Origin of the sequence: Nocardioides caeni, from assembly GCF_004912195.1 — a bacterium.
GTDB classification, from domain to species: Bacteria; Actinomycetota; Actinomycetes; order Propionibacteriales; family Nocardioidaceae; genus Nocardioides; species Nocardioides caeni.
Genome location: NZ_STGW01000002.1, coordinates 90,087 through 102,773, shown reverse-complemented (window position 1 = coordinate 102,773; position 12,687 = coordinate 90,087). Strand labels below are relative to the sequence as shown.

At 72.2% G+C, this 12,687-nt stretch carries 13 protein-coding genes; 7 read left to right on the top strand and 6 right to left on the bottom strand.

Annotated elements, in window-relative coordinates:
- Window positions 1-52 precede the first annotated feature (52 nt).
- Together E9934_RS04220 and E9934_RS04215 are read right to left on the bottom strand one after the other, a co-directional pair.
- The gene (locus tag E9934_RS04220) at window positions 53-1,000 is read right to left on the bottom strand and encodes an LOG family protein (RefSeq protein ID WP_238694756.1); all 948 of its coding nucleotides are present in this window, start codon (window positions 998-1,000) and stop codon (window positions 53-55) included.
- A gap of 31 nt (window positions 1,001-1,031) precedes the next feature.
- Entirely contained in the window at window positions 1,032-1,937 is a 906-nt protein-coding gene (locus E9934_RS04215) for a serine protein kinase RIO (protein WP_238694755.1), read from the bottom strand.
- A gap of 220 nt (window positions 1,938-2,157) precedes the next feature.
- Here E9934_RS04215 and E9934_RS04210 point away from each other — a divergent pair, with 220 nt between their 5' ends.
- The 5 genes from E9934_RS04210 to E9934_RS04195 all read left to right on the top strand — a co-directional run bounded on the left by E9934_RS04210 (window position 2,158) and on the right by E9934_RS04195 (window position 6,343).
- On the top strand, window positions 2,158-3,648 hold the full coding sequence (locus E9934_RS04210; RefSeq protein WP_158294925.1) for a M1 family metallopeptidase: 1,491 nt from the start codon (window positions 2,158-2,160) through the stop codon (window positions 3,646-3,648).
- Between the two features lie 132 nt (window positions 3,649-3,780).
- Entirely contained in the window at window positions 3,781-3,951 is a 171-nt protein-coding gene (locus E9934_RS19510) for a hypothetical protein (protein WP_158294924.1), read from the top strand.
- 12 nt (window positions 3,952-3,963) lie between these two features.
- Window positions 3,964-4,500: a PH domain-containing protein gene (locus E9934_RS04205; protein ID WP_136561622.1), complete on the top strand. Its 537-nt coding sequence runs from the start codon at window positions 3,964-3,966 to the stop codon at window positions 4,498-4,500.
- A gap of 46 nt (window positions 4,501-4,546) precedes the next feature.
- Window positions 4,547-5,527, top strand: a complete 981-nt coding sequence (locus E9934_RS04200) for a co-chaperone YbbN (protein ID WP_136561621.1) — start codon at window positions 4,547-4,549, stop codon at window positions 5,525-5,527.
- 15 nt (window positions 5,528-5,542) lie between these two features.
- Window positions 5,543-6,343: an EI24 domain-containing protein gene (locus E9934_RS04195; protein ID WP_136561620.1), complete on the top strand. Its 801-nt coding sequence runs from the start codon at window positions 5,543-5,545 to the stop codon at window positions 6,341-6,343.
- On the opposite strand, the gene E9934_RS04190 is transcribed toward E9934_RS04195, so the two are convergent.
- Window positions 6,250-7,224 (bottom strand): LysR family transcriptional regulator, encoded by a 975-nt coding sequence (locus E9934_RS04190; protein ID WP_136561619.1) that lies wholly within the window; start codon window positions 7,222-7,224, stop codon window positions 6,250-6,252. The two genes, E9934_RS04195 and E9934_RS04190, sit on opposite strands and share 94 nt — an antisense overlap.
- A gap of 72 nt (window positions 7,225-7,296) precedes the next feature.
- Between E9934_RS04190 and E9934_RS04185 the strand changes: the two genes are divergently transcribed.
- Complete coding sequence (locus E9934_RS04185) at window positions 7,297-8,238, top strand: EamA family transporter (RefSeq protein ID WP_136561618.1); 942 nt, start codon at window positions 7,297-7,299, stop codon at window positions 8,236-8,238.
- Here E9934_RS04185 and E9934_RS04180 read toward each other — a convergent pair.
- Together E9934_RS04180 and glgB are read right to left on the bottom strand one after the other, a co-directional pair.
- Window positions 8,162-8,944, bottom strand: a complete 783-nt coding sequence (locus tag E9934_RS04180; protein WP_136561617.1) for an NUDIX domain-containing protein — start codon at window positions 8,942-8,944, stop codon at window positions 8,162-8,164. The genes E9934_RS04185 and E9934_RS04180 overlap by 77 nt on opposite strands.
- Window positions 8,945-9,001: 57 nt before the next feature.
- Complete coding sequence (gene glgB / locus E9934_RS04175) at window positions 9,002-10,939, bottom strand: 1,4-alpha-glucan branching protein GlgB (protein WP_238694754.1); 1,938 nt, start codon at window positions 10,937-10,939, stop codon at window positions 9,002-9,004.
- A gap of 61 nt (window positions 10,940-11,000) precedes the next feature.
- Here glgB and E9934_RS04170 point away from each other — a divergent pair, with 61 nt between their 5' ends.
- Entirely contained in the window at window positions 11,001-12,284 is a 1,284-nt protein-coding gene (locus E9934_RS04170; RefSeq protein ID WP_238694753.1) for a multidrug effflux MFS transporter, read from the top strand.
- A gap of 17 nt (window positions 12,285-12,301) precedes the next feature.
- Here E9934_RS04170 and E9934_RS04165 read toward each other — a convergent pair whose 3' ends face one another.
- Entirely contained in the window at window positions 12,302-12,682 is a 381-nt protein-coding gene (locus tag E9934_RS04165) for a nitroreductase family deazaflavin-dependent oxidoreductase (RefSeq protein WP_158294923.1), read from the bottom strand.
- Window positions 12,683-12,687 lie beyond the last annotated feature (5 nt).

Here is a 12,687-nt window from a genome sequence, read left to right as displayed (position 1 = left end):
CTCGGGTGAGAAACCCTCGCACCTCGGGTGAGAAACCGGGGCACTTCGTGGGTCAGGCGAACAGGACCGCGGCCTCCTCGACCGTGTCGACCAGGTGCACGTGGCGCTCCATCGGGCGTCCGCGGGCGAGGGCCTGCAGCAGCGGCCAGGCAGGGAGCCGCTCGGTCCAGTAGGCACGCCCGACCAGCACCATGGGGGCCACGGCCTCCTCGGTGGCGTAGTAGTTCTCGCAGGCGTCCTGGAAGATCTCCTGCACCGTGCCGCCGGCGCCCGGCAGGAAGACGATGCCGGCGTCGCAGACCTGCAGCAGGATCGCCTCGCGCAGCGCGTTGCGGAAGTACTTCGCAATGGCGGTGGCGAACAGGTTCGGCGGCTCGTGGCCGTAGTGCCAGGTCGGCACGCCCAGGGTCGGCCGGGGATCGGGGGCGCGCTCCAGGGCCGAGCGCGCGGCCGCGACCCACGCGTCGATCGACGGACGGAAGGACGGCACCTCGGCGACCCGCCGCAGCGCCTCGTCGAGGGTGTCCGGGCCGAGCCCCGCAAGCCGTCCGCCGAGGTTGGCGGCCTCCATCGCGCCCGGTCCGCCGCCGGTGGCCACGACGTGGCGGGCTCCCAGCAGGGAGCCGAGCCGCGCTGCCTCGGCATAGGCCGTGCTACCGCGCTCGGCGGCGTGCCCGCCCATCACGCCCACCACCGAGCGCTCCCGCACCCAGGCCCCCAGCGCCTCGTCGATCGCCTGGTCGTGGAGCACCTCGGCCAGCGCCTCCGCAGGGCCGCAGGTCGCGATCGCCCAGGCATGGGCGCGGCCGTCGTACGACGCGGCGTAGTCGGCCGTGTCATAGAGCTCGTCCGCGGTGTAGAGGGCGCGCCGCTCGAGGTCGAGCCCGGCGAGGTGCCGGTCGGCCGCGACGCGGGCGCCCTCCTCCACGACCCGGTCGGTGTCGTCGTGGGTGGCGGTGTGGGACTGGACGACCAGCGTCCGGGCGCGCGTGCTCCTCACCGCCCGGACGCTACCCGAGCGTCAGACCGGGTCAGAACGCGTGCGCCATCAGCTCGCCGAACAGCTCCTGCGGGTCGATGTCGAGGCCGCGCCGAGCGAACCACGAGCAGACGTTGGTGCAGTCGCGCAGCAGGAAGTCGAAGCCCTGGGCATTGCCGACCAGGTCCACGAGCTGGGGCAGGTCGATGATCACCAGGCGCTCGCCGGCCGCGAGGATGTTGTAGGGCGACAGGTCGCCGTGCACCAAACCCGACTGCACCATGGTCGCGAGCGCGTCCCGCAGCTGCTGGAAGTACGACGCCAGCAGCTCCGCGTCCGGACGGGTCTGGGCCAGCCGCGGCGCCGTCTCGCCGTCGCCGTCCGTGATCCACTCCATCAGGATCTCGGTGCCGTCGATCTGGACGGGGTAGGGGACCGGCAGGCCGAGCTGCCAGCAGCGGTTGAGCGCGGACCACTCCGAGACCGCCCACTCGCCGGCCGCGACCTGGCGACCGAAGGTGCTCTTGCGCTTGATGGCCCGCTCGTCGCGGGAGCGCTTCATGCTGCGGCCCTCGGTGTAGGACGCAGCGCGGTGGAAGGTGCGGTGCTCCGAGGAGCGGTAGCGCTTCGCCGCCATGACCACCGAGTGCCCCGGCTCGTCGGGTCGGTGCGGGTCGGTGCGGTCGAGCAGGAAGACGTCGGCCTCCTTGCCGGTCTTGAGGATGCCGAGCTCGGTGTCGATGGCGCCCTGCGAGGTCACCACCCAGTCGGGACGGGGCTCGGGGCCGCGGCTGAGCGGCTCGACGTCGAGCCAGGTGGACCAGCGCTGGCCGGGATCGAGGTCGTCGTAGGCGACGAAGTCGACGACGAACCGCTCGTCGAGGTCGTTGAGGTCGTTCGAGGGGATGTGCGGGTGATCGAGGTGATCAGGTGAGGTGGAGGGGAACTCCGAAAACACGACAGGTGCTCCTGTGGGTCGAGAGGGATCGGGCGGGGCCGCTGAGCGCGGGCAGGCCGATGACAGTGATGGTCATGTCACGCTCCTCTCGACGGGCCTCGCCGGACGGCGAGGCACAGCTCCAAGGATGAGGGGCCGATCGGCGATGGGCAACCCATTTACGGGTGCGTAGATTGAGGGAATGCGACGCGGAGATCGACCCGGAAGTCGGCGTGGTGCGGTGATCGGTGCGGCCCTGCTCGCCCTCGTGCTGCCGGCGCTCGGCGCGTGCGCGGCCGACGCGGAGGCCGAGTCGGGTGCGGTCGTCACTGCCGGCCCGGTCGCCGGCACCACGGCTGCCGCGGCGCCGTCGAGGAGCACGACAGGACGGGCAGGTTCGCCCGGGGCGACGGGCGGCGGGGACCCGTACTGGCCGGCCGACGGCAACGGCGGCACCGACGCGTTGCACTACGACGTGCGCGTCGCCTACGACTTCGCGACCGGCGTGCTGCGCGGCACGAGCGCCATCCGGCTGCGCGCGACCCAGGACCTCGCCAGCTTCTCCCTCGACCTGCTGCTGCCGGTGCGCAGCGCGCGGGTGGCGGGGCGCGCCGCGCGGGTCACCCGCACCAGTCGCCACGACGTGCGGATCCGCCCGGCGCAGGCGATCCCGAGAGGCACCACCTTCACCGTCCAGGTCGTCTATGCGGGGCGACCTGCGTCCTACGGCTATGCCGGCGAGCGCAACTGGCTGGCCGACGCTCGCGAGGTCGTCACCATGAACCAGCCGCACATGGCGCCGTGGTGGTTCCCGTCCAACGACCACCCCGGCGACAAGGCGACCTTCGACATCCGGGTCACCGTGCCGCGCGCCAAGCGGGTGGTCAGCAACGGCGTGCGGGTCTCGACGAGGATCGCCGGGAGCAGGCAGACCACCCACTGGCGGATGGTGCAGCCGATGACGACCTATCTCGCGTTCTTCGCCGCCGGCGACTTCGAGGTCGAGGCCGGCCGGACCCCGGCTGGCACGCCCGTCGTCAACGCGGTGTCGCGCCGCCTGTCGTCGGGCGAGCGGACCCGCGCCTGGCGCGAGCTGCGTCGTACGGGTCAGATCACCGACTGGCTCGAGGCCCGGCTCGGTCCCTACCCCTTCTCCAGCACCGGCGGCGTGGTGACCTCGCTGGACGTCGGCTTCGCCCTGGAGAACCAGTCGCGGCCCACCTACGGCTCCTGGATCTATCGCAGCATCGTCGTCCACGAGCTCGCCCATCAGTGGTTCGGCGACAGCGTCGCGGTCGAGCGGTGGCGCGACATCTGGCTCAACGAGGGCTTCGCGACCTACTTCGAGGTGCTCTACGACGCCCACCACGGCGGCCCGTCGGTCGACTCGTGGCTGCAGGGGCAGTACGACAGCTACTGCGTCACGCCGGGCGACGACCTGTGGTCCGTCGACCTGCGTGACCCGGGGGCGGCCCAGATCTTCGACAACGCCGTCTATGAGCGCGGGGCGATGGTGCTCGCGGCGCTCGGCAACGTGATCACGCCGGCCGGGCTCGCCGACCTGCTGCGCGCCTGGGCGGCCGAGCACCGCCGTGGCAACGCCTCGGTCGCCGACTTCGAGGCGTTCGCCGAGTCCGAGACGGGCAAGGAGCTCACCCCGTTCTTCGACGCCTGGCTCGGTGGTGGCGTCCCCGACGGCACCGCGGAGAATGGCCTCGCGGGGGAGTGCTGACCCAGCGGCGAACCAGGGTGGAGTGAGCGCTGTCGGGCGCGCCTCCCGCGTGACGGGTGGGGTGTTTGATACCAATGTGTCGTTCTGTGCCCCCGCCGGGCGCACCCGGACCCTGGATGGAGACACCCGCTGATGGACGCCAAGAAGCTCATCGCTGTCCTGGCCGTCGTGTTTCTCGGCTTCTGGATGTTCACTGACCCCGACGGCCTCGCCGAGACGGCCAAGAGCGCCGGCTCCGAGGGCTGGGCTCTGACGAGCCAGGCCTTCGCGGGGATCATCGACTTCGTCGGCGCGCTCGGCTAGGTCCGGTCCCCGATGGGTCCCGTCACGGGTGTCGTGCGCTGGCTGGGCGATCCCAGGATCGGCAAGCACCTGCTGCGTGAGGAGGGCGAGGTCGTCGTCGACGAGGTCCTCCATCACTGGTTCGCCTACGTCCGGCCCGCCCTCGAGGCCGCGCTCGCGATGATCCTGCTGGTCGGCAGCTGGTTCGTCTCGGTGCAGGTGGGCTGGTTCCTCATCGTCGTCGCCGCTGCCCTGCTGACCCACGCCTCGTGGGGCGGCCTCGCGGTGCTGCGCGACCGCTTCGTCATCACGAACATGCGCGTCTTCCGGGTGCACGGCGTCCTGTCGCAGAGCCTGGCCACCATGCCGCTGAGCCGGATCCTCGACATCTCGGTCCGCAAGCCACTGCACGGCCGGCTCCTCGGGTTCGGCCACTTCTGCTTCGAGTCCGCCGCCCAGGAGCAGGGCCTGCGCGACATCCGCTACGTCGGCCGCCCCGACGACCGCGACCTCTCCATCCAGCGGGTGGTCCAGCGCTCCGGCCTCCGGGGCCCACGCGTCCCCAACTGAGCACCAGGCTGACCCCCCACGAGGCGCTCTTCGTAGGATTGCGGGCATGACGCAGCAGCCGTTCTCCCGTCCTGGCGCGATCGACCTGTCGGCCCTCAAGAACCGCCCGGCGCCCGCTGGGGCCGGCAGTGGCGGCGCCCCCGCGGCCGGTTCCGCCGGTGCTGGCAGCGCCGCCGGTGGCGCGACCTCGGCGTACTCCGTCGCCGTCGACGAGGCCAACTTCCAGACCGTGCTCGAGGCGTCGATGACGGCGCCGGTCGTGCTCGTCTTCCACTCCGCCGCGCAGTCGCCGGAGAGCGTGCAGCTGGCGCGCGACGTCGTGACCGTGGCCGACGAGTACGACGGTCGCTTCCTCGCCGCGACCATCGACGTCGACGCCGTGCCGCAGATCGCCCAGGCGATGCAGATCCCGCAGGTGCCGTTGATGCTCGTGATCCTCGACGGCCGCCCGGCGACCCAGCCGATCCCCGGCGCCGCGCCCATCGACGACATCCGCGCGCTCTTCAACCAGCTCGCGCAGCAGCTGACCGCGCAGGGGATCTCCGGACGGCACCAGCCCAACGCCTTCGGGGCGTCCGGTCCCGCGGACGGCGCCGAGGGGGAGGAGTCGGAGGTCGACCCGCGCTACGCCCCCGCTCAGGACGCCCTCGCCGCCGGCGACATCGACGCCGCCGTCGCGGAGTACCAGAAGCTCGTGACCGCCAACCCGGCCGACCACGAGGCCGCTGCCGGCCTGGCGATGGCGAAGGTGCTGCAGCGCACCCAGGGCGTCGACCTCGACGAGGCCCGGGCCGCGGCCGCCGCCCAGCCCGACGACGTCGACGCCCAGACCCTGGTCGCCGACCTCGACATGCTCGGCGGACACGTCGAGGACGCCTTCGCCCGACTCGTCGAGCTGGTCCGGCGCTCGACGGGCAAGGAACGCGACCGTGCCCGCGAGCACCTGCTCGGTCTCTTCGGCGCCGTCGGCAACGACGACCCGCGGGTCCTCAAGGGCCGCCAGGCGCTGGCCTCGGCGCTCTACTGAGACGGCGCGACGACCATGCAGCCCCGGGCGATGGGCTTCGGGCAGGGCGCCGGCTTCCTGCGCGACGGCCTGCGCTTGTGGCGGGAGCGACCCCGGCTGATGCTGCTCGGCCTCGTGCCCGCCATCTTCGTCACGATCCTCGTCGTGGCGGCCCTGGTGGCGCTGGTGATGAAGGCCGACGACCTCATCGGCTGGGCGACGCCGTTCGCCGACGACTGGAACGAGACCGTGCGGGACCTCTTCCGCGCGGTGCTCTATGTCCTGGTCCTTCTCGGCGCGGGCATGCTCAGCGTCGTCACCTTCACCGGCCTGACCCTCGCGGTCGGCGATCCGTTCTACGAGAAGATCTGGAAGGAGGTCGAGCTCTCCCTCGGCGGTGACGTGCCGGACCACGGCGTCGGCTGGCTCCGCGGCGCCCTGGACGGACTCGTGCTCGTCCTGACCGGCATCGCCACCGCGATCATGGTGTTCCTCATCGGCCTGCTGCCGATCGTCGGCGCCGTCGTCGCCGCGGCCCTCGGCCTGGTCGTCGCCGGGCGGGTGCTCGCGGCCGAGCTCGTCTCGCGTCCGCTCGAGGCGCGCGGCATGGACCGCGCGGCCCGCAAGGAGCTGCTCGCCGAGCACCCCTGGGCCATGCTGGGCTTCGGCGTCTGCGTGCAGGCCTGCTTCCTCATCCCCTTCGGCGGCATTCTCGTCATGCCGGCCGCCGTCGCCGGTGCGACCTACCTCGCGCGTGAGGCCCTCGACCGGGCCGCCTCCGGCGACATCGTCGTGGCACCCGTTCCTCCTGCTCCGCCCGTCCCGCCCCCGAGCTGAGCGAAGGCTGCCAGCACGGCGGCCACGGCGGGGGACTCGGCCATCGTCCGCCGGTGCAGCGCGTCCACGAGACGCACCGGCTCCGGCTCCCTGACCCGTACGGCGACCAGGTCCTCGCCCAGCGCTGCCCGTCCCATCCGCGGGATCAGCGCCACCCCGAGCCCGGCGGCGACGAGGGCCAGGTGCGAGTCGAACTCCGCCGAGACATGGGCGATGCGCGGCGGACGGCCGGTGCCGTCGTACATCCGGGAGAGCCACTGGCGGCAGATGGTGCCCTCGGGGGTCGCGATCCAGGGGGCGTCGACGAGGTCGTGCGGTGTCACGCTGGACCGGGTCGCGAGCGGGTCGTCGCGGTGGACGACCAGGTCGGCGAGGTCGCTGGCGACGGGCGTGCTGACGACGTGCTCGGGCACCGCGAGCGCCACCCCGCCCCATCGGTGGACGATCCCTAGCTCGACCTGCCCGCTCGCGACGAGGTCGACGGTGTCCCACGGCTCGCGCTCGGTGAGGGTGAGCGTGAGGTCGGGGTGCGCGTCGCGCAACGAGCGGGCGATCGGGGCGATGAGGCCGCGCATCGCGGTCGAGAAGGCAGCGAGGCGGACCCGGCCGGCCACGACGCCGGCGCGGCGCTGGAGGCCGGCCTCGAGCTCCTCGAGGTCGGCCAGGACCCGTTCGCCCGCCTCGACGAGGTGCTGGCCGTGGCTGGTCAGCATGACGCCACGACCCACGCGCTCGAGCAGGGGCACGCCGGTCTGGCGCTCGAGGCGCTTGACCTGCTGGGAGATCGCGCTCGGGGTGTAGCCCGTGGCGGTCGCGGCGGCGACCACGGAGCCGTGGGTGGCGACGGCGCGAAGACCGGTCAGCGCGTCCAGATCGATCATGCAGCAACGCTACATGAAATGAGGCAGAAGTATTCGCTGGTGCTTCATGGTGCTGCTGGCCATGCTGGTGGGGTGCCACGCAAGGACCAGGCTCTCGCCGCTCTCGTCGCCCTCCTCTGGGGCTTCAACTTCGTCGTCATCGACTGGGGCATGGGCGACGTGCCGCCGCTGCTCTTCCTCGCCGCCCGGTTCTGCGTGGTCCTCGTGCCGGCGATCTTCCTCGTGCCCCGGCCGGACGTGCCGTGGCGCGTCATCCTGGCCGTCGGCGCCTTCATGTCGCTGGGCCAGTTCGGCTTCCTCTACGTCTCGATGGCGGCCGGGATGCCCGCCGGCCTGGCCGGGCTCGTCCTGCAGGCGCAGGTTGTCCTGACCATCCTGATCGCCGCCGGGGCCCTCGACGAGCGCCCGAACCGCGCCCAGGTCGCCGGCGTCGCGCTCGGCGTGCTCGGCCTCGGGATCGTCGCCGTCGGACGGGGCGGCCACGTGCCGCTCACGGCGTTCGCACTGTGCCTGATGGCCGCGCTGATGTGGGCGATCGGCAATGTCGTCGCGCGCGCCTCGGGGGCGTCGAGCAGGAGCGGCGGGCTGTCGCTCACGGTCTGGTCGGCGCTCGTCGTCCCGGCGCCGCTCGTGGCACTCGCCGTGGCCGTGGACGGCCCCGGGGTGCTCGCCGAGGGCGCCGCGGCGTTCGGCTGGCACGCGGCCGCATCGACGCTCTACACCGCCGGGCTGGCGTCCCTGCTCGGCTACGCGATCTTCAACGGCCTGCTCGGCCGGCACCCGTCCGCGGCGGTCGTGCCGTGGATCCTGCTCGTGCCGCCGGTGTCCATCGGATCGGCGTGGCTCCTCCTCGGTGAGGTGCCGGCCGCCGGCGAGCTGGCCGGTGGCGCGGTGCTCGTCCTCGGGGTGCTGGTCGCCCAGGGCCTGGTGCGTCCGGTCAGCGCCCGGACTCGGTGTAGCCCGGACCGGCTCCTGTCAGGCTCGCCAGTGCCGCCCGGACCCGGCGCGCGGTGAAGTCGGCCGCGCGCTCCTCGACCTCCTCGAGCGTCAGGAAGGCCGCGCGCTGGATCTCGCGGGCCTGGGGCACGATCCGCTCGACGATCGAGGCGGGATGGATGCCGCCGTCGAAGACGAGACAGATGGCGTCGTCCCAGCCACCCCACGGCGGGAGCCAGTCGGTGAGCACGAGCCGGCCTGCGGTGATGTCGAGGCTGAGCTCCTCCTCGACCTCGCGGCTGACGGCGAGCCGCGGCGACTCGTTGACCTCGACCACCCCGCCGGGCAGGTCCCAGTCGGTCTTGTAGGTCAGGTGGCACATCAGCACCCGCGGCTGCCCGTCGCCATCGGTGCTGTCATCGCGGATCAGCATCTGGCTGATGCCGCGCTTGCGCGGGAGGAACGAGTTGAGGAGCGCCCGGAAACCACCCGGCTCGTGCACGGGCGTGTCGTCGATGAGGCGGGCATAGACGATGACGTCGCCGGCGCGGCCCCGCTCGACGCCCTCGCGCTGCATGCCCGACCAGGTCGCGATCCGCTGGCCCTCCGCATCGTCGATGGCGACCTTCACCTCGACGCGTTCGTGGTCGGTGAGCGCCGCGGCGACCTGGCGACGGACCACGTCGACGGCGGCCTGCCAGCCGTGCTCGGTCAGCCCCGAGGTCCAGGTCAGGCGCGCGATGCCGTCGTCGACGGTGCGCTGACTGATGGAGGGGGCGGGCACGACCCAAACCCTAGTAGGACGATGGTCTCGAGGCTCGGCGGTGGGCGGCCTCGCACCTCAACCGCCGGGAGGCGGCGACTGGAGCCACAAGGTCGCCAACGGCGGAAGCACGAGATCCGCGTAGGCGGGGCTGCCGCCCGGGGCGCGGGCCTCGAGGGGACCGGCCGCGACGGCGTGGACCGTGCCGAGGTTGCCCACCCCGCTGCCGCCGTACGACGCCGCGTCGGTGTTGAGCAGTTCCACCCAGTCGCCGGCGACCGGGAGGCCGAGCCGGTAGTCGTGGGGGACGGCTGCGAAGTTGGTGACGCACACGATGTCGGGCGCGTCGGCCGCGTCGTCGCTCCCGGCGCGGCGGACGAACGGGAAGACGTTGTGCCCGGCGTCCTGGGCGTCGATCCACGCGAAACCGGCCGGGTCGTTGTCGAGGTGCCACAGCGCGGGCTGGTCGCGATAGCGGGCGTTGAGGTCGCGGACGAAGTCCTGCAGTCCGCGGTGCTCGGGCTGCTCGAGCAGCCACCAGTCGAGCTCGCGGGCCTCGGCCCATTCGCGGACCTGGCCGAGCTCGGTGCCCATCATCACGAGCTGCTTGCCCGGATGGGCCCACATGTAGGCGAGATAGGCCCGCAACGTGGCCAGCTGCTGCCAGCGGTCGCCGGGTTGCTTGGTGACCAGCGAGCCCTTGCCGTGCACGACCTCGTCGTGGCTGAGCGGCAGGACGTAGTTCTCCGAGAAGGCGTAGGCGAGGGAGAAGGTCATCCCGCCGTGGTGGTGGGCGCGGTGCACGGGCTCGTGCTGCAGGTAGCGCAGGCTGTCGTGCATCCAGCCCATGTTCCACTTGAAGCCGAAACCCAGTCCGCCGCCGGAGGTGGCGCCGGTGACGCCCGGCCACGCCGTCGACTCCTCGGCGATGGTGACGATGCCCGGCACCCGCTTGTAGGCGGTGGCGTTGAGCTCCTGCAGGAACTGCACGGCCTCGAGGTGCTCGTGACCCCCGTGCTGGTTGGGCGTCCACTCGCCGTCGTTGCGGCCGTAGTCGAGGTAGAGCATCGAGGCGACGCCGTCGACACGCAGGCCGTCGACGTGGAACTCCTCGAGCCAGTAGAGCGCGTTGGCGACCAGGAAGTTGCGCACCTCGGGGCGTCCGAAGTCGAAGATGTGGGAGCCCCACTCGGGGTGCCAGCCGCGTTGCGGGTCGGGATGCTCATAGAGCGGCGTCCCGTCGAAGCGCACCAGCGCCCACTCGTCGGTCGCGAAGTGGCCCGGCACCCAGTCGAGGATGACCGCGATCCCGGCAGCGTGCAGCGCGTCGACGAGGCGCCGGAAGCCGTCGGGGTCGCCGAAGCGCGCGTCGGGCGCGAAGTAGGACGTGACGTGATAGCCCCAGGAGCCGCCGAACGGGTGCTGCATGACCGGCATCAGCTCGACGTGGGTGAAGCCGAGGTCGGCCAGGTAGGAGGGCAGGCCGGTGTCGGGGTCCGCCAGCTCGTCGTAGCTCCAGAAGGACCCGTCGGCGTGCTTCTTCCACGAGCCGAGGTGGAGCTCGTAGGTCGCCATCGGCTCGTTCACCGGCTGGCGGGTGGCCCGCGCGGCGAGCCAGTCGTCGTCGGACCAGACGTGCTGGGAGGCGAAGACCCGCGAGGCCGACCGGGGCGGGACCTCGGCGTGGAAGGCCATCGGGTCGGCCTTGTCGCGCCACACGCCGTCGGCTCCCTCGACGACGAACTTGTAGGCGGCGCCCGACGTCACGCCGGGGACGAAGCGCTCCCAGAGGCCGGATCCGACGGGCGACATGCGGTCGCTGTTGCCGTCCCAGCCGTTGACGTCACCCACGACGCTGACGGCGCGGGCGTTGGGGGCCCAGACGACGAACGACGTGCCGGCCTCGGGCGATGTGCGGACATGGGCGCCCAGCGCCTGCCACAACTGCTCGTGACGGCCCTCGGCGATCAGGTGCAGATCGATCGCGCCGAGTGTGGAGTGCTCGGGGGACAGCATCTTCTTGAGTCTAGCCAGCACCCCTGAGGAGAGCCCGCCGCCGAGATGATGGGATGTCGGGGTGACGACCACGCCGAGCCACTCGACCGGCACCGACGCTCCCGCCACGCGCCGGATGGTCCTCCTCGTCCCGGTGGTGCTCGCCTGCCTGTCCATGGTCGGACCGTTCAGCATCGACACGCCGTTCCCGGCCTTCCCTGACATGCAGCGCGACCTCGACGTCGGCCACGACCAGCTCCAGCTGGTCGTCAGCGCCTACCTCGCGGCCTTCGCGGCGATGAGCGTCCTGCACGGCCCGCTCTCCGACGCCCTCGGCCGACGGCCGGTGATGCTCGTGTCGCTCGCGGTCTTCGGCGTCGCGTCGGTCGGCTGCGCGGTCGCGCCGGACCTCGCGACCCTGCTCGTCTTCCGCGCCCTCCAGGGGCTCAGCGCGGGTGGTGCGACGATCGTCAGCCGCACGGTGATCCGCGACGTGTTCGACGGACCGATGGCCCAGAAGCTGATGAGCCGGGTCTCGGTCATCTTCGGGATCGCCCCCGCCATCGGCCCGATCATCGGCGGACTGCTGCTCCAGGTCGGTGACTGGCCCCTCATCTTCGTGTTCCACGCCGCGCTCGGCGTCGTGCTCGCGGCGCTCGTCGTCGTCCTCCTGCCGGAGACCCATCCCCGCGAGCGGCGGGTGCCGTTGCGGGTCGGCGATGTCGTCGGCGGGCTCTTGCTGGTCGGTCGTCGAGCCGGGTTCCAGCGGCTCGCGTGGTCGACAGCGCTGATCTTCGGGGCGCAGTTCCTCTATATCGGCGGCGCTGCGATCTTCGTCGTCGACGTCCTCGGCGAGGGCGAGCTCGACTTCTGGAAGCTGTTCGTGCCGATGATCGGCGCGATGATGCTCGGGTCGTGGATCTGCGGCCGCGCCGCCGGGCGCATCACCGCCCGACGGCTGGTGAGCGTCGGCTGCTCGATCGCCTTCGCCGGCGGGGTGACCGCCGTACTGGTCGCCGCGACTCCCGTGGCGACGGATCTCCCGTGGGCCGTGGTCGGGCTCAGTGTCATCGCCCTCGGCAACGGCATGACCTATCCGACGCTCCAACTGCTGATGCTCGACGAGTTCCCCGAGCGCCGCGGCGCCGTCATGTCGCTGTCGTCCTTCCTGGCGCTGCTCCTCAACGCGGTGACTGCCGTCGCGGTCGTGCCGGTGGTCGGCTCCTCCGCGCTCGGCTTCGCGGTCACCGCACTCGTCCTCGTCGGTGCCGGCCAGCTGTGCTGGGCCTGGCACTGCGCCCTCGGCGACCGCGACTGCGCCGTCGGCGACGCGCCGGAGGGGCGGGAGCCGGTCGACCTGCTCTGACCCGGGTCTGAGCAAGCTCAGGCGACATCCAGCAGCAGGCACTGCTCAGCGCGCGCGAGGCGCCGCAGGATGAAGCGGGTCACGGGTGGGAGCAGTGCGCGGGCCTCGTCGAAGGCCACGATGCGCGGACCGGTGAGGTCGAGCAGCTCGCCGCCGATCCCGATCCGGCAGCCGTCGGCTGCCAGCACGTTGCGGACCCAGTCCGAGGTGACGCCGAAGCTGGCGCCCGCCACCACCTGGCCGCCGCGCCGGACCGCGCGCACCGGCGTGGCATAGGCGCGACCGCTGCGACGTCCGACGTGCTCCAGCTCGGCGAAGCCGCCGATGTGGCGCGACAGCCACAACACCGGGCGCCGCAGGACGTGCGCGATCCCCAGGAACGCGGACGGCCAGGCCACCCGGC